At 42.8% G+C, this 17515-nt stretch carries 17 protein-coding genes; 15 read left to right on the top strand and 2 right to left on the bottom strand.

Annotated elements, in window-relative coordinates; genetic code table 11:
- The first annotated feature begins 117 nt into the window (after positions 1–117).
- The 9 genes from FS736_RS18325 to FS736_RS18285 all read left to right on the top strand — a co-directional run bounded on the left by FS736_RS18325 (position 118) and on the right by FS736_RS18285 (position 10471).
- A complete protein-coding gene (locus FS736_RS18325; protein WP_144479943.1) occupies positions 118–966 on the top strand; it encodes a DegV family protein in 849 nt (282 codons plus the stop codon).
- A gap of 504 nt (positions 967–1470) precedes the next feature.
- Positions 1471–2115: an HD domain-containing protein gene (locus FS736_RS18320; protein WP_144479941.1), complete on the top strand. Its 645-nt coding sequence runs from the start codon at positions 1471–1473 to the stop codon at positions 2113–2115.
- Positions 2112–3992, top strand: a complete 1881-nt coding sequence (locus FS736_RS18315; protein WP_144479939.1) for an ABC-F family ATP-binding cassette domain-containing protein — start codon at positions 2112–2114, stop codon at positions 3990–3992. Before FS736_RS18320 ends, FS736_RS18315 begins: the two co-directional genes overlap by 4 nt.
- 99 nt (positions 3993–4091) lie before the next feature.
- Entirely contained in the window at positions 4092–5222 is a 1131-nt protein-coding gene (locus FS736_RS18310; protein WP_144479937.1) for a conserved virulence factor C family protein, read from the top strand.
- A gap of 162 nt (positions 5223–5384) precedes the next feature.
- Positions 5385–7097 (top strand): dihydroxy-acid dehydratase, encoded by a 1713-nt coding sequence (gene ilvD / locus FS736_RS18305; protein ID WP_144479935.1) that lies wholly within the window; start codon positions 5385–5387, stop codon positions 7095–7097.
- An 81-nt stretch (positions 7098–7178) separates the two neighbouring features.
- The gene (locus FS736_RS18300) at positions 7179–7613 is read left to right on the top strand and encodes a BrxA/BrxB family bacilliredoxin (protein WP_144479933.1); all 435 of its coding nucleotides are present in this window, start codon (positions 7179–7181) and stop codon (positions 7611–7613) included.
- 156 nt (positions 7614–7769) lie between these two features.
- The gene (locus FS736_RS18295) at positions 7770–8567 is read left to right on the top strand and encodes a class I SAM-dependent methyltransferase (RefSeq protein WP_144479931.1); all 798 of its coding nucleotides are present in this window, start codon (positions 7770–7772) and stop codon (positions 8565–8567) included.
- Positions 8568–8936: 369 nt separating this feature from the next.
- On the top strand, positions 8937–9518 hold the full coding sequence (locus FS736_RS18290; protein WP_144479929.1) for a YpjP family protein: 582 nt from the start codon (positions 8937–8939) through the stop codon (positions 9516–9518).
- 164 nt (positions 9519–9682) lie between these two features.
- Positions 9683–10471, top strand: a complete 789-nt coding sequence (locus tag FS736_RS18285; protein WP_144479927.1) for a TerC family protein — start codon at positions 9683–9685, stop codon at positions 10469–10471.
- 167 nt (positions 10472–10638) lie between these two features.
- Here FS736_RS18285 and FS736_RS18280 read toward each other — a convergent pair whose 3' ends face one another.
- Positions 10639–10899, bottom strand: coding sequence for a hypothetical protein (locus FS736_RS18280; protein ID WP_144479925.1), 261 nt, complete (start codon positions 10897–10899; stop codon positions 10639–10641).
- Positions 10900–11105: 206 nt separating this feature from the next.
- On the opposite strand from FS736_RS18280, the gene FS736_RS18275 reads away from it, so the two are divergent.
- The 6 genes from FS736_RS18275 to FS736_RS18250 all read left to right on the top strand — a co-directional run bounded on the left by FS736_RS18275 (position 11106) and on the right by FS736_RS18250 (position 17187).
- Positions 11106–12743 (top strand): YceG family protein, encoded by a 1638-nt coding sequence (locus tag FS736_RS18275; protein ID WP_144479923.1) that lies wholly within the window; start codon positions 11106–11108, stop codon positions 12741–12743.
- A 1-nt stretch (position 12744) separates the two neighbouring features.
- The gene (locus FS736_RS18270; RefSeq protein ID WP_144479921.1) at positions 12745–13833 is read left to right on the top strand and encodes a toxic anion resistance protein; all 1089 of its coding nucleotides are present in this window, start codon (positions 12745–12747) and stop codon (positions 13831–13833) included.
- A gap of 316 nt (positions 13834–14149) precedes the next feature.
- On the top strand, positions 14150–14851 hold the full coding sequence (locus FS736_RS18265; protein ID WP_144479919.1) for an anthrax toxin lethal factor-related metalloendopeptidase: 702 nt from the start codon (positions 14150–14152) through the stop codon (positions 14849–14851).
- A 143-nt stretch (positions 14852–14994) separates the two neighbouring features.
- Complete coding sequence (locus FS736_RS18260) at positions 14995–15789, top strand: thymidylate synthase (RefSeq protein ID WP_144479917.1); 795 nt, start codon at positions 14995–14997, stop codon at positions 15787–15789.
- A complete protein-coding gene (locus FS736_RS18255) occupies positions 15786–16271 on the top strand; it encodes a dihydrofolate reductase (protein ID WP_144479915.1) in 486 nt (161 codons plus the stop codon). Before FS736_RS18260 ends, FS736_RS18255 begins: the two co-directional genes overlap by 4 nt.
- 184 nt (positions 16272–16455) lie before the next feature.
- Entirely contained in the window at positions 16456–17187 is a 732-nt protein-coding gene (locus FS736_RS18250; protein ID WP_144479913.1) for a lysophospholipid acyltransferase family protein, read from the top strand.
- Positions 17188–17280: 93 nt separating this feature from the next.
- Here the strand turns inward: FS736_RS18250 and FS736_RS18245 are convergent, their stop codons facing one another.
- The gene (locus FS736_RS18245) at positions 17281–17502 is read right to left on the bottom strand and encodes a hypothetical protein (protein ID WP_144479911.1); all 222 of its coding nucleotides are present in this window, start codon (positions 17500–17502) and stop codon (positions 17281–17283) included.
- Positions 17503–17515 lie beyond the last annotated feature (13 nt).

Here is a 17515-nt window from a genome sequence, read left to right as displayed (position 1 = left end):
TCTATTATCAGAATGTTTTTAAACATTAATCTGCAGAAAACTATCTATGTTTAATATAAACTTTGGACATGTATAGATGTCCGGGGAGAAAACAGGTTTTAAATGGGGGGAGATTGTTTGAAGAAAATAGCTTGGGTAACGGATAGTACTGCTTATCTGGATGAGGAATTGAAAAACAATCCCGATGTCTACCAGGTGCCAATGACAATTGTTTTGGATGATGTTGAATACCTGGATGGCAAGGACTTAACGGCAGAAGAATTATATGAAAAGTTAAAAGAGGTGAAGACGCCGCCTAAAACTTCACAACCGCCTGTGGGTGTCTTTATGGAGTTGTATGAAAAACTTGAAAAAGAATATGACCTTGTTTTCGCGGTTTTGATTTCCTCAAAATTGAGCGGAACAGTCGCTTCAAGTGTACAGGCGGCACAAGCTGTGAACATACCGGTCATCACTTTTGACTCGAAAATCCTCACTTATCCGCTGACATCACTTTTGAAAAAGGGGATTTATCTTGCTGAGCAAGGTGCCACCGTTGAGGAGATAAAGGAAAAACTTGAAATCATCCGTGATTCAAATGAAACCTATGTGATGATTGGGAATCTGGAACAGCTTCATCGCAGCGGAAGAATGTCGGGGGTGCAATTTTACCTCGGAAGTATGCTCAGCATAAAACCAATCATCAGCATTGAAGATGGCGGATTGAATACCAAGGAAAAGGTGCGAAGCGACAAGAAGGCCCGCGACAAAATATTCGAGTATCTAAAGGTATCTCAAGAAAAATACGGAGTAGAAGAGGTATACATCCTCTATGGACTTCACAAAGAAGCTGCTGATGAATGGCAAAGCCAGCTTGAAGGAATATTCCCGGGTATTCAATTCCTCAGCTGCCCGATTGGAGCAGTCATCGGCGTCCATGCCGGTGAACATACCATCGGAATCAGCTGGAATAACGCAAAAGTCTAAGTGCCGATTTGGCACTTTTTCTTTTGTCTTTGGGAATAATAAGCTGAGATTAATAGACATTTCAACGCCGGGAAGAGATCAAAATGTCCAAGAAACCGATTTTTATAGACATTTAAACGCTGAGAAGAGGTCAAAATGCCCAAGAAACAAGTTTTAATAGACATTTCAACGTTGAGAAGAGATCAAAATGTCCAAGAAACCGGTTTTAATAGACATTTCAACGCCGGGAAAAGGTCAAAATGTCCAAGAACCGGGTTTTAATAGACATTTCAACGCCGGGAAGAGGTCAAAATGTCCAAGAACCGGGTTTAAATAGACATTTCAACGCGGGGAAGAGGTCAAAAAGTCCAAGAAACCGGTTTTAATAGACATTTCAATACGCGGAAAAAATCAAAATGTCTATAAGATGTAGATAAAGCCCTACTGTCCAATTCTGTACTTATACTCCCATCACCATCCGATTTATATGGTAAAATGAGTTCGGTAGGAAAGTAGGTGCTGAATATGAAAGAGTTAATAAAAATCACAGAGGAATTTGTGAAAAAGGAACTGGGCAGTGATTCTTCCGGACATGATTGGCATCATATTGACCGGGTGAGGAAAAATGCACAGCTGATTTGGGAGAAGGAAAAGCAGGGTGACTGGTTCATAATCGAAATGGCTGCCTTGCTTCATGATATACCGGATGATAAATTGAATGAATCGGAAGCAGCTGGATGGGCGAAGCTTGATTCATTTTTACAAAGCATAGAATTAGATGGTGACACTGCTTCTAGGATTAAGAGCTGTATTGAAACGGTTTCTTTTAAGGGCGGCAGGGTGCTGGAACTCGGCAGTATAGAAGCAGAGATCGTCCAGGATGCAGACCGCTTAGATGCCCTTGGTGCTATCGGGATTGCGAGGACTTTTGCTTTTGGAGGCAAGAAAGGCCATCCAATCTATGAACCCAGCCTTGGTGTCAGAGGAGAGATGACTCTTGAGGAATACCGGAATGGCAGCAGTTCTTCGGTCAATCACTTCTACGAAAAGCTTTTGAAGCTGAAAGATAAAATGAATACACCCCATGCAAAACAACTAGCTGAGGAAAGGCACCGTTTTATGGAAGCTTTCCTTGAACAATTTTACAGTGAATGGAATGGTAAGGCATGAAAATGATCACGATTGAAAACGTGACAAAGACATACGGAGAAAAAGAACTGTTCAAAGGAATAACATTTACGATAGGCGAGCGTGAACGGGTCGGATTAATCGGAGTGAACGGCACCGGAAAATCTTCTTTGCTGAGAATCGTGGCGGGGATTGACCAGCCGGACTCTGGAGAGTTGATTTTTGCAAAAGACTATAAAGTCTCGTTTTTATCCCAGCAACCTGAAATGGAACCAGAGAAAACCGTCCTTGATCAGGTTTTCAGCGGAGAGGCTCCTATCCTGAAGCTGATGCGGGATTATGAATTGGTTCTCTCTGAGTTAGGCCAAAAACCAGATGATGAAGGAGTTCAGGAAAGATTTTACGAGTTGCAGCGGAGAATGGACAGTTCTGATGGCTGGGATGCGAATACGGCGGCAAAGTCGATTCTGATGCAGCTTGGGATCTCAGACTTCACACGAACAATGGGTGAGCTATCTGGCGGTCAGAAAAAACGTGTCGCACTCGCACAGGTGCTGATTGAATCTCCTGATTTGCTGATCCTGGATGAGCCTACCAACCATCTTGACTATGAAACAGTCAAGTGGCTGGAAGACTATCTTTCCCGATATTCCGGATCACTTTTACTCGTTACCCATGACCGGTATTTTCTTGACAGAGTGACGAACAGGATTTTTGAGCTGGACGGGGGAAGCCTATACAGCTATAAAGGAAACTATGCGAGTTTCCTTGAAGCAAAGGCAATCCGCGAAGAAAATGAAGCCGCGACACTAGAGAAGAAGAAGAATTTATTCAGACAGGAACTGGAATGGATCAGGAGAGGGGCAAAGGCCAGGACAACGAAGCAGAAGGCAAGGATCCAGCGTTTTGATAAACTGGATGAAGAAGTGTCGAATGTTAAGTCCACTGAAAAACTGGACATCTCCTTAAGTGGCAGCCGTCTGGGCAAGCAGGTGCTTGAACTGAAGGATGCAACCAAAAAATATGAGAACAAAATCATCCTGGATGATTTCAACCTTCTCGTGAAGCCGGGTGACAGGCTGGGAATCATCGGCCGAAATGGAACAGGGAAATCCACTTTACTGAATATCCTGTCGGGAAGAATAGAACTTGATTCTGGTGAAATCATCACGGGCCAGACAGTTAAAATTGCTTATTATACACAGGAAAATGAAGACATGGATGAGAATAAACGGGTAATTGAATACCTGAAGGAAACAGCAGAAATTGTCCATACAACCGATGGAAAAACGATTTCGGCTGCGCAAATGCTTGAACGATTCCTGTTTCAGCCATATGCACATGGAACTCCGATCAGAAAGCTTTCAGGAGGAGAGAAGCGCAGGCTCTATCTGTTGAAGCTGTTGATGGAGGAACCGAATGTCCTCCTGCTCGATGAACCAACTAATGATCTGGATACACAGACTTTGACTGTATTGGAGGATTATCTGGAGGAGTTCCCTGGTGTTGTAATTACCGTGTCCCATGACCGCTATTTCCTTGATAAAGTCGTTGACCTGCTGCTTGTATTAGAAGGTGATGGCCAGACAGACCTTTATTACGGCAATTATACCGATTACCTGGAAAAACGCCCGAAACCTGATTCGGTTTCTTCCCAGCCGAAGAAAGAAAAGGCGGAGCAGCCTGAAAAAACGAAGAAAAAGAAACTAAGTTTCAAAGAGCAAAAGGAATGGGCAGAAATTGATGATAAGATTGCAGGTACTGAAGCCCGACTCGAAGAAGTACAGGGAGAAATGGCCAATATCGGAAGCGATTTCGAAAAAGGCCAGGCCTTGATGAAAGAAGAAGAAGAGTTGAATGAACAGCTAGAGTATTTAATTGAAAGATGGAGCTACTTATCTGAGCTCGCTGACGAATAAGGCCTGGATTCCAGGCCTTGTTTAATGTCTCCTAAATGCGATTGTTCATTTGTTATGTTAAAATGGCTTCATTCCTGAATAATATAAAGGGGTGGGAATGTGAAAATTTTATCGATTGAACCAACACCAAGCCCGAATACGATGAAAATCAATCTAGACGAAGAACTTCCTATGGGCAAGAGCAATAATTATAAAAAAGACTCGGCGGCTGGGGCACCGGAAGTCGTGTTGAACATATTGGATATTGAAGGGTTAAAAGGGGTCTACCATGTGGCAGACTTCCTGGCAGTCGAAAGGAATGCCAAATTTGACTGGAAGGTCATTCTTCCTGAAGTGAGGAAAGCTTTCGGCGAAGAGGCAGAAGAATCCGGGGATAGTTCACTTGAAATCAATGAACATTTTGGAGAAATCAAAGTGCTGGTCCAAATGTATAAAGGAATCCCAATGCAAGTGAAGCTAACGGATGGAACAGAAGAGAAGCGATTCGGACTTCCGGAATTATTTGTGAAAAAAATAGGAGAGGTACAGACTCCTGAGGATAACGTGGTCATGGTCCGTAGGTGGAAAGAACTTGGTATCCGTTATGGCGAATTTGAGCACGTTGGAAATGAGGTTGTCGAAGAGCTTTTGGCAGCTTATCCTCCGGAAAGGCTGGAGGATTTGGTCAGATTAGCGCAAAATCCAGGACAGGAAGCCCAGTTGAAAGCGGCAAAAAAGAGGATCAGGCTAACGGAGGCAGATTTGGACAATCCTGATTGGCGCATCAGATATCAGTTCCTTGAACAAATGGACGACCCGACAATAGATGACCTGCCTGTACTCGAAAAAGCGTTACAGGATGAGAAAGCATCCATACGCCGCCTGGCAACAGTGTATGTAGGAATGATTGAGGATAAAATAGCACTGCCTTTATTGTATAATGCCCTGCAGGATAAAACTGTTACGGTTCGCAGGACAGCAGGAGATTGCTTATCGGATCTTGGGTTCCCGGAAGCGATGGACACAATGATGGAAGCTCTTAAAGATCAAAGCAAGCTTGTCCGTTGGCGTGCAGCCATGTTCCTGTATGAAGTTGGGGATGAGAGAGCCTTGCCTGCGCTAAAGCAAGCTGAAGATGATTCCGAATTTGAAGTAAGCATGCAGGTGAAATTGGCTATTGCCCGGATTGAACATGGCGAAGAAGCAAAAGGGTCAGTATGGAAACAGATGACAGAATCAAGAAAACAATAATTTATAATAGACACACAGGAATACTGCAATATTTCCTGTGTGTTTTCTTTTATTCAAATGAATCCGCTTACAAATATTTAATAATTAAAATATTTAGATTATTATTGCAATTGGACGAGAAAAGAGGTAAGGTAATGAATAAAAAATCGGGAGGGACAATCAATGGGAAAAGATTTAAGAATTAAAAGCCATGTATTCAGTGATGATGCCAGGAAGGCACCAAACAGAGCGATGCTGCGTGCAGTTGGCTTCAATGATGAAGATTTTAAAAAGCCAATGATTGGGATTGCAAGTACCTGGAGCGAGGTAACTCCGTGTAATATACATATCGATAAGCTGGCCGTTAAAGCCAAAGAAGGTGCGAGAGCAGCAGGTGGTGCTCCCCTTATTTTCAATACGATCACGGTATCCGATGGAATCTCGATGGGAACAGAAGGGATGCGGTATTCCCTCCCAAGCCGTGATTTGATAGCTGATTCTATCGAAACTGTAGTCCAGGGGGAAAGCCTTGATGGTTTTGTTGCAATCGGCGGCTGTGATAAAAATATGCCAGGCTGCATGATGGCGATCGCTAGGATGGATCTTCCTTCTGTTTTTGTTTATGGAGGGACAATCAAGCCTGGGAAGCTTGATGGCAAGGACATTGATATAGTGTCTGCGTTCGAAGGAGTTGGCCAATACAATAAAGGTGCAATCGGGGATCGACAGCTGCATAAAATTGAGTGTCATGCTTGTCCAGGTTCAGGTTCGTGCGGTGGTATGTACACAGCCAATACAATGGCCAGTGCGATTGAGGCTCTAGGGATGAGCCTGCCGGGAAGTTCATCCCATCCGGCAGAAACGGATGAGAAGCGGGATGATTGTTATAAGGCCGGTGAAGTAGTTTATCAGATGCTTGAAAAGGATATCCGTCCAAGGCAAATTTTAACGAAAGAAGCCTTTGAGAATGCGATTACCGTGGTAATGGCACTTGGCGGGTCCACAAATGCGGTACTCCATTTGATGGCAATCGCCAATGCGGCTGAAGTTGACCTTACCCTTGAAGATTTTAATAGAATTCAGGAAAAAGTCCCTCACCTTGCGGACCTGAAACCGAGCGGGCAATACGTCATGCAGGACCTTTTTGAAGCAGGAGGAGTCCCTGCTGTCATGAAGATGCTTTTGAAAGAAGGAATGTTTCATGGAGATTGTCTCACGGTCACTGGCAAAACAATCGCAGAGAACCTTCAGGACTTTCCGGACTTGAATCCAGGCCAAAAAGTAATCCGGCCGGTTGATCAGCCTTTCAGGGAAAATGGGCCGCTTGTGGTCATTAAAGGGAATCTTGCCCCATCCGGAGCAGTAGCAAAGGTTTCTGGCCTGAAAGTGAAGAGTATGACTGGTCCAGCAAAAGTTTTTGACGATGAAGAATCAGCATCAAAGGCAGTAATGTCCGATGAAATCGTTGCCGGGGATGTATTAGTCATTCGATATGAGGGGCCAAAAGGCGGACCGGGCATGCCGGAGATGCTGTCATTATCAGCCATCCTTGTCGGGAAAGGCCTGGGAGAAAGTGTGGCACTGCTTACGGACGGAAGGTTTTCCGGGGGCAGCCACGGTCTTGTCATTGGCCATATAGCTCCTGAAGCCCAGGTTGGCGGACCGATTGCATTGATACAAAATGGGGATATGATCACGATTGATAGTGAACAAAAGGTGTTATCTGTGGCACTGAGTGAGGAAGAGCTCGCTGCCCGAAAGCTGAATTGGACTCCGCCGGCACTGCCATCCAGAGGGACTTTGGCTAAATATGCACGACTTGTTTCCTGTTCTTCCAGAGGAGCTGTAACGGACCTGTTTGAAGGAGAAAAAGTACAGGAACCTGTTCATTCCTAAATCGAGACGTTCTTTTATTGCGTTGGGCCCAAATTATATAGTATGCTAACACTGCAAACCAATGTTTGGGAGGGATTATTTATGTCAATGGCATATGAAGAATATATGAAGCAAATGGTTAAGCCGATGCGTGAAGAACTGACTCGCGCAGGTTTCAAAGAATTGCTTACTGCAGATGAAGTAGAAGATTTCATGAAAAATGCGGAAGGTACCACTTTGGTCGTTGTTAATTCTGTATGTGGCTGTGCGGCAGGTCTTGCCCGTCCATCAGCAACACAGGCAATTTTAAGAAGTGAAAAGAAACCAGATCATCTTGTGACGGTTTTTGCAGGGCAGGATAAGGATGCAACAGCAAAAATGCGTGAATATTTTACAGACCTTGAGCCTTCTTCACCATCAATGGCATTGTTGAAAGGTAAAGAAGTAGTCCACTTTATCCCTCGTCACGATATCGAAGGCCAGCCAATGGAAACCATCATGGAGAATCTAACTTCTGCTTTTGAAGCTAATTGCTAAACTTAATGGCGGGATAACCCGCAGTTTGCACTTAGGATATTAGATTCAATCGTAATCTTTTACGATGGGCTTAAATCCATGTAAAATCAGATTTGCCAATCGGGAAAGGATGTCAAATGACGTCCTTTTTCTTTTTTTAGGCAGGAGGTGTATGTTGTGTTTGTGACTACAGCGGGCAGGACAGATGAACATATGACTGCCCAGGCAAAAGCGATTGCGGTCGAACTTGAAACAGAATTTATTCCAAGAAAAAAAAGATCAGTTTCCAAGATACAGGAACAGTTAAAGGACGACTGTCTGGTAGTTGGAAAGGAGAGGTTAGAGCTTTTTCCGCTTGGAGAGACCGAGCCGTTCTTTTTCCATCCCAACTCAGCGATGTTTCGAATAAAAAGACTTATGAACAGGGAAAGAGATCCTCTTATAGACGCGGCACAATTGCATGAGGGGATGAGTTTCCTTGATTGTTCGCTTGGTCTTGGTTCGGATAGTATCGTAGCCAGTTTTGCGGTCGGTGAACAAGGTTTTGTTACTGGAATAGAAGCAAGGCAGGAGCTTTCCTATTTAGTCAAAAGAGGCTTGCGTACATGGGATGCTGGCAATGAACTGATCAACAGGGCGATGAGAAGGATACATGTAATAGAAGGGTATTCACTGGATATCTTAAAGGGAATGGGCGATAACAGCATCGATTGTGTTTATTTTGATCCAATGTTTGACGAGTCGATCCTTGAGTCGGATGGAATCAGGAGCTTAACGAATTTTGCTGTTTATGAGGGACTTTCGGATGAACTGATGGACCACGCAGCACGTGTTGCCAGGAAGAGGATTATTTTAAAAGATCATTTCAGGAGCAGAAGATTTGAAGAGTATAGTTTCAATGTAATCGTCAGGAAATCGGCGAAATTCCACTTTGGGGTCATAGAAAAAGATGGTGGTTGTGAAGGGCATATTTAGAGTGAGTGACGGACAATAAATAGATCTTTACTGTCCGTCCACATAAACTCCACTGCTTAATCAGCAATGGCTAAATATACAAAATAAGCTAGCATAAATAGACTTACAGCTATAGTGATCCACTCCATATTTTTAGACCTCCCTTTTTAACTCGGTAATCAAACCTCTAATATTTCCTTATAACCATTTTTGAAAAATCTGAAACCCATTGCCCACATATACGTATAAACAAGTTATAATGATAATAAGCAAAAGTCCTGATATTATTTTTACCAGGACAGGCTGCATTAAACCATATTTTCACAATGACGATAGATTCCTATTTTAACAATTAATAATTTTCCCTATTTACATAAGGATGTGATCCAAATGCCTGCATGGCTCCGTAAATCGTTAGTTGTCTTGATATCGATTGTCACCTTTGGGATGGTATCTCCTGCACAGGTGAATGGGTTCCTGACAACCACAGCTGAAAGATCCGATAGATCGACTGCCGCTGAAACGGCATACCTTGATTCCCTTGATGACACTTTTGATGAAGATGCAGAACGGAACCGGTTCATTGACAGGGCAATGAGGGAAGCGGAACATCAGTCCTTCGAGAAATTCGGTGCCAAAATTGGCCCTGTGATTGAGGACGAATTCAGGCAGACCATCCTGCCAAACATTGAAAAGGCTATTGAAATGGTAGCTGTGCAATTTCCCGGCGAAAAACTCAATACATTGCAGATCACCGAAATGCCAGGCGGTGGCGAATCAGAAAAGATATTCCATATAATTGGAGATAATGGCAAGGACATTATCCGCTTCCATGTCAGAAGAGACCAGCCGCCGAAGGATGGCCACTGGTTTAACTTCCATTACCATACCTATCATGACGAGTTCCAGACTCATTATGAGCTGGGTAGGATTTTTTGGGCCAAAAACACTCCTCCAAAATGGAAAAGTTGAATCAAATCTGCCAGCAAGCACTGTGACTAAATGCTTCTCATTTTTTTGCTGCAATAGGACTTAAATTAAGTAAAACGAAATATGTTTTTAGTAAAGGCCCGGCGGATGCTGGGTTTTTCTATACTACATGGACCTACAGCTGAAAAATGGGAGGAACATCTAGAATGACGGACATCATACAAGGATTTGTTGATACATATGCCCAATTTTTCAATTGGGATATGTGGATCGAAGTATTAACGGACCCAGTCAGCTGGGGGCTGATCGGGACTCTCGTCATCCTTGAAGGACTTTTATCTGCTGATAACGCTTTAGTCTTGGCTGTTATGGTAAAGCATTTGCCAGAAAAACAGAGGAGAAGAGCGTTGTTCTATGGATTGCTCGGCGCCTATGCATTCCGGTTCATCGCAATCGGAATCGGTGTATACCTTATTGAATTCTGGTGGGTTAAAGTTCTTGGCGCAGGTTATCTGGCTTGGCTTGCGACTAAATATTTTTTGGAAAAGAAAAAAGGGGAGAGCCTTGAAAACGGTGAAATTCCTGAAATTAATAAAAGCGGGCTACTGATCCGAATGTTCGGGACATTTTGGGGCACGGTTGCCGCAGTGGAAATGATGGATATTGCTTTTTCCGTTGATAGCGTCCTGGCAGCTTTGGGCATCAGTGAGGAAGTTTGGGTATTGCTGCTTGGCGGGATGCTGGGTGTTCTAATGATGAGAGGTGTTGCAGGAATTTTCATCAGATTGATTGAGCGGATCCCTGAACTCGAGACAACTGCATATACCCTTATTTTTATCATATCTGCGAAAATGCTGGCCGGTGTTTTCGGCCTCCATATCGAACATGCACATTTTTTCATTCTGCTGCTAATCACATTCACAGCAACCTTTGTCGTTCACTACATGAACAAGAAAAAAGCTGCAGGAATTGAACAGCAAAAGAATGTCCAATAAAACGAGTTGTCGGGGAACAGAGGCATGTCTGTTCCTCTTTTAATGGACAGAAATCAGGAAACGGCCAGTAAAAGTGTCCGTCATAAGGTTCATGATGGACAGAAATCGGGAGTCGACCATCAAAAGTGTCCATCATCAGGTCCATGATGGACAGAGGTTTAGCAAACTCACTTTATATTAGTATCATCCTTTTCCTTCCCTGCCTTCCTGATCAATAGGAATAAGCAGACAAGTGAAGAATAGATAATAATGAATGTGCCGGTCAACCTGGTTATCGTAAAGGTTAGTGGCATGATCAGAAGGGTGAGAATGAACGAATAGAATAACAGATCAAATAATACCAGCCAGCCTGAAGACATAGCCTGCCAGACCTGTGATAATTCGTCTTCCATCTCGCCAATAGGCTGCCTCTTATATAAAAAGCGCATGTGCATCACCCTTCCAGATTGAAGTATTTATCTATATGCAAGGACGGCTTTGGAAGTGAAAATCAGGCATATTACTGATTCGTGAAACATTTTAAGAACCAGCACGTAAAGGTAGTAGAGGTCCGCAGATGGCTTTTCCAGTATAATGGAATCAGGCAGCTTGGCAGGGGCTTGTTAGAACTTTTTCTTCAGTGGGAAGTGATTCTATGTATCCATCAGAGTATCTTTTAATGAAGCATTCATTACCTATAACAGATGAGAACTGGTTGTCCATCTTAAAAACGCCTGGAAATGAGCGGCCGGCTTATAAAAAAGAGGGGAATATCCTACATATTGGACAGGTAGCAGCCAGTTTCACAGGTATTCCGTATGATGAGGATGAATATTATAACCAGTTATTTGATTATGTTCGCTCCCATAACCTGATTTTGTTAACTGAGGAGTCATTAGTCAACAGCTCGGAACCTGCCCGTATGCTTACAATCCAAAAAGCAGTTTTCTCCTGCCAAAAAAGAAATGCGTCAACAATTGACTTCGTCTCAGTCCTCGAAGAAAAGGATTTGCTGCTGAAATCCGATCATCCCATCCTCAACAGCCAAGTAAAACTAGCACTAATTGAAATGCTTAAGCTATTCGGTAAAAATGAAGACTTCGGACTGGCGGGCGAGGATTCCATTAATATCCTTGACGATGTCCTCGGCTGGATCCAGAACCAACTCGGCCAATATTTGAGAAAAGCAGATCCGGAAAAGAACATGCCAGCATTTCTCTGGTATGGGAATTATACAAAAAGCCACCAGTACCTTTTGTTATTTTTACTGGAAATAGGCTGTGATGTCATTTCATTCACACCGTCAGGAAACGACGCACTTGAAATGGCTGTACAGCGGGAGCGTACCTGCTTTTTGCGTGTATATCCAGAAAAGCATGAGCCAGAAAGATTTCCCGCTGAATATAGAAACAGCAGTGCTACAGTAGCGTATCAGGCATCAAAAGAGATTGAAAATATTTTGACCGATTCTGGAAGCCTATTGTACAAAAAATGGCAGTTGAGAGACTATGTGCCTTCTGTTATCACTCTAAAGACAACTTACGAAGAATTGTTTCTGGTAGCAGAGGAAAAAGCAATGGTCAGGCCATATTTTGAAATGAAGGATAAAACAGTAAGGATTCCTGCGTTGTTTGCAAAAGTCAATGGGGTCAGCAATAACCGGCGAGAGTATTGGAAGCTGCTTCATCGGCTGATCCTCCAGGAGAATGCCTTACTCATTAAAACGCTCCCATTTTCCACAGGGGCAAATAGTGATTTCCGGTTCCATTATCACAAGGCTCTAGACAGAGAAGGACTTCTTGACCCGCAAAAGATGGCCGGCGCACACTATTGGAAGTATCAACACATGCCCGAATGGCTTCAAACAGCCATTGCTTCAGCAATCAGGAGGATTTGTGCCGACCCAAACCTGAAACCTCAAAACAATGAGAAAGTAGATGATTTAAGGGTCTATTTGTTTACACAGGCCATGCAGATACCAGAAAGTATATTGAAAATGCTGCAGAAGTTCGATTATTCCCAGGAAGTGCCCAAGGTGATCATATACAATAACGGGCTGAATGGAACTATTACCAGGCCAGATGCAGCCTTGCTGCTGTTATTGAACCAATTAGGCATAGATTTGATCATTTTTAATCCTGCAGGCCACAGCGATATAGAAAAATTCATCAATAAGAGAATCTTTGTTTCCCATTGGCTTGAGGACGTCATATTTGAACAGGAGATGAGGGAACCTTCTGTCTTGAAAAAAATCATTGTTCAAGGACTATTCAAAAGTCTAAGGAGTGATTAAGATGATGTTTCCGATCAATGATCAAAATGTAAGCCCTTATTCTAATCATTCCCACGGGAAGTTGAACGATGCGAAGGTGTCCAAATTAAAGCAGGCTTTGAGGAATGAACAGGAGGCCCAGCATCTGGCCAGGAGCATAGATGACCAGGATCTTATTCATATCCTTGAATTTGGCATGAAACCTGCTGTTGATGTTTCCCGTTTCTCTGAACAGCTTCTTGATTTTATTATGAAGGATAACCAGGAGGATTTTGAGCACATACTCATTCAGCTGGGTAAAATTATGGATCGGTTTGACAGGAAGGATTTTCAGAAAACAGCAGTCGGATTGTTCAGCAGACTATTCAAGAAAACCGATAATATGATGGATAGGTTAATTAATAAGTATCTGTCGATTGGCAAGGAAATAGATCAAATATATGTGAAGATATTCAAATATAAAAGAGAAATGGCAGAAATGTCGAATAGACTGGGGCAGATGCTTGAACAAAACTACCAATATTACTTGACGCTTGAAAAATATATAGTGGCTGCCGAAATGAGGCTCAATGAATGGGCAGCAAGCAAAGAGATGAGGCTGGAACAACCTGCTGGAGATCTTATGGTCTCAACGGAAGTTGACACATTGCAGAATGCGATAAATGCCCTTGAGCATAGAATTTATGATCTTGAAATGGCTAAAATGGTTGCTTTACAGGCGGTACCTCAAATAAAGATGCTGCAGAGCGGAAATGACAGGCTGGTTGCCAAGATGAACTCGTCATTCATGAGCACCATTCCTATATTTAAAGATGGATTGATTCAGTCAATCGCTGCTAAAAGACAGAAGCTGGTTGGGGACTCGTTGAGGGAGCTGGGCAAAAGGACGAATGAGATCGTGAAAAACAAGAACATCAACCCGCAAAGTAGGGAAGTCCCCCCCGTTTTGGATGCGCCGACCATTGAGATCGAGCTGATTGAGGAATGTTATCATATTATTATGAAAGGTATGCAGGAAACCAGGTCAATTGAAGAGGAAAATAAGCGTGTGAAGGAAAAAAGCAGAGAGCGTCTGGTGAAGCTGCTAAAAACAATAAGTGCATCCCAATGATCAATCCTGTGGCATACTCATCCATTCTGACCGGATGAGTCTTTTTGCTTTTACTACAAATAATGATTGATACCGCAAACAAACTCTCTTTCAAATATTTTAATCCATCGTTCTCCCGCAATAAACTTATGATGCTCATCTTCCACTCTACATGGAAAATCCACAGAATAGAATGTTTCCTGAATTTCTCAGCCAGCAGGCAAGCGAACGTATGTTATAATTTTAATAGATTACTATTGGGAAATCCCTCACTCTATCGTTATCCACATCTATTGTTATTCGCCCAGAAAAAACTCTTCAGGAAAGGGGATAATACATGCGAAAAGTTTTTCAAATATTCGTTGTTATCATTCTTTCCTTCACACTACTAGGAAGCTCAAATGCCAATATGGATGGCATTTTTCTTTTTGAATACCCAAAACAATCATTACTATATGAATCTTTGGATCCTGAAGCAGCCAGTCTGGCGGGAAACTTGGTGGTGCTTCCGGAGGATGACTTCGATCAGGTGGAGGCAGCGAATATTATCGGGCGTCTCACCCTTTTGCCTGAATCCATGATCAAGAAAGCGATCAATCAAAATATCAAGGTTCGATTATTTGAAGGCAACCTCACTGATAATCCTACGGCCAGTCACTTAAAGGGAGTCATTCCGCGCGGCTACACATCGAAACGGACATGGGACCAGGTTCCGGGGATTGGTGGATCTAGAGTTGTGCTTGTGAAAATTGGAAGCAGTGAGAAGGGCAAGGGGCATGGGTCGGTCAACCTTGAATTGCACGAACTTGCACATTCACTCGATCGCCATGTCTATGACGGAATCAGGGAGGAAGAAAGGTTCCTGACTATATGGAAACAGGAAAGCCGCGTGCTTTTTCCCGGCAGGGCATATTTCCTGGATTATCCCGAGGAATATTTTGCCGAATGCTTTGCGATGTACTATATTGGCGGGATGCCGGCACGTTTGTTGAAGGAAGCAGCTCCGCAAACCTATCATTATATTGAAGCTCTTAAGTAGTATTTTTCAAGGATTCTGCTAAAAACAAGCAGGAATTTAGCTAGAGAACATCAAAGATAAAAGAGGAATATCCTTTATTCCATCCGTTATACTTGCTAAAATGAATAGAAATAAATCGTAGCTTTTGAAGGGCAGGGAAATTCATGAAACAATATCTAGAATTATGCAAACATGTCTTGGACACAGGTGTGAAAAAGGAAGACCGTACCGGTACAGGGACAATCAGTACATTCGGCTACCAGATGCGTTTTAATCTCCAGGATGGATTTCCACTGCTGACGACTAAAAAGCTTCACCTGAAATCGATCATCCATGAACTCCTTTGGTTTTTGAATGGTGATACGAATGTTAAGTACTTACAGGAAAATGGTGTGAGGATTTGGAATGAGTGGGCAGATGAAAAGGGTGAACTAGGACCGGTGTACGGACATCAGTGGCGCTCATGGGACGGTGCTGATGGGGAGACCGTTGATCAGATTTCCGAGTTGATCCATACTATTAAAACCAATCCAGATTCCAGAAGGATGATTGTCAATGCCTGGAATGTGGCGGAAATCAAGAATATGGCATTGCCGCCTTGCCACTGTATGTTCCAGTTTTATGTAGCTGATGGCAAGCTATCTTGCCAGCTGTACCAAAGATCGGCGGATGTATTCCTGGGGGTGCCATTTAATATTGCTTCATATGCGCTCCTGACAATGATGGTTGCTCATGTTTGCGATTTAGAGCCCGGAGATTTCGTGCATACCTTTGGTGATACGCATATTTACTCCAACCATGTTGAACAGGTTAAACTCCAGCTGACAAGGGATCCAAAACCTTTGCCGCAAATGAAACTGAATCCTGATGTCAAATCGATCTTTGATTTTAGATATGAAGATTTTGAATTAGTTAATTATGAAGCACATCCTCATATTAAAGGGGTTGTCAGTGTATGATTTCATTAATTTGGGCAATGGATGAAAATAGAGTAATTGGTTACCATAATCAGCTTCCTTGGAGGCTTCCCGAGGATTTAAAGTTCTTCAAGCGCGTAACGATGGGACATCCGATCATGATGGGAAGAAAAACATTCGAATCTATAGGGAAGCCGCTTCCTGGCAGAGAAAATATTGTCATAACACGGGACGAAAACTACAGGCCTGACGGCTGTACGGTCATGAACTCCATTGAAGAATTTAGAGAATATGCAAACCAAAAGGAACAGGAAATATTCGTCATCGGCGGTGCAGAGATTTTTAAGGAAGTTTTGCCGGAAGCGGACAGGCTTTATTTGACTTTGATCCATCATCAGTTTGAAGGAGATACCTTCTTCCCGGTCTTTGACATAGAAAAGTGGAACCTCCAGACAAGGGAAGTCGGTCCAAAGAATGAAAAGAATCCATACGATTATGAATTCCTGATTTTTAAACACAAATAGCATGTACGTTGAAGCAATCCTCAAAAAGGATTGCTTTTTTCCTTTTGAGAGCAATGGAGGGAAAGGGAAACGACCATAATCAGTTAAAAAAGTTAAAACACTTTTCTCATTAATTTGTTTAATCATATAGTCTTGATAAAACAAATCCATTATAATGGCAAAAGAATGGACTTAGGAGGAAACAATGCTTCGTTTAATTGCGTGTTTTTTATATATGGGTGGCTATCTTGTCTGGAGCTTGCCAAAACTGTCAGGATTAAAAAGGTTGCCGGATGATATGGAGTTTGAGCAAAAGAAGCGGAGAATCCATGAAACGCCGAAAAACTGGTCAAAAACGTTCATGGCATTGACGGGTTCCCAGATTAAAGTACAAGGGCTGAACAATATTCCGTCAGGGCCTGTTCTGTTCGCCAGCAACCATGAAGGTAATTTCGATATACCGGTCCTGATTGGGGCCATTGATAAACCATTTGGCTTCATTTCCAAGATTGAAGTCAAGAAAGTTCCGATACTGTCTGCCTGGATGGAAGCGATTGATTGTGTGTTCATTGACAGGAAAAATCGCGAACGGGCGGCTGATTCCATTTTAACAGGAGTGGATCTGTTAAAGAAAGGTCATTCTCTTGTGATTTTTCCGGAAGGAACTAGAAGCAAGGGGGGACCGGTAGGCCGATTTAAAGCGGGTGGCTTCCGTCTTGCCATAGATTCTGGTGTCCCAATCGTCCCGATTTCCATTACGGGTACGGCTGATGTCTTTGAAAAGAATGGCCGTCTAGTCAAACCCGCAAAAATAAATGTTATCATCAGTCAGCCAATTTACAGTCGGCAATACAAGGATAAGGATTTAATCGCAATTGCTGATGATGTTCGAGACAAAATCATACGGTCTAGAGATGAAAAAAGAATTGCTTCCTGATCTAATTCAAATTTCCACCAAGAAAGCCCCTGCTTTTCGCAGGGGCTTTGTCTTTTTATCTCGAAATCTGGCTGGACGAAGCAATGGATTTTATTATTCGAATTGTGAAAGGCTATTCATCATCCTGGTGAATTCTGAGGGAATGCAAAAATCCTCAGGCTTCAAATTATCGCGGATCCATTTCACCATTTCCATAGGACTGTTGAAAAACTCTCCACTAGTATCACTTTTGCGAATCATATAACGCCCGTTGTCTTCATCGAGAGTCACCTCTACTGGCAAAGCCCCGTCAAAACTGTTCAAAGAAAATTCCATTTTATAATTCCCT

The sequence above is a fragment of the Cytobacillus oceanisediminis 2691 genome (genome assembly GCF_007678455.1).
Lineage (GTDB): Bacteria > Bacillota > Bacilli > Bacillales > Cytobacillaceae > Mesobacillus > Mesobacillus oceanisediminis_A.
The sequence above is the reverse complement of the archived record's forward strand: the minus strand, read 5'-3'. Positions and strand labels throughout refer to the sequence as shown.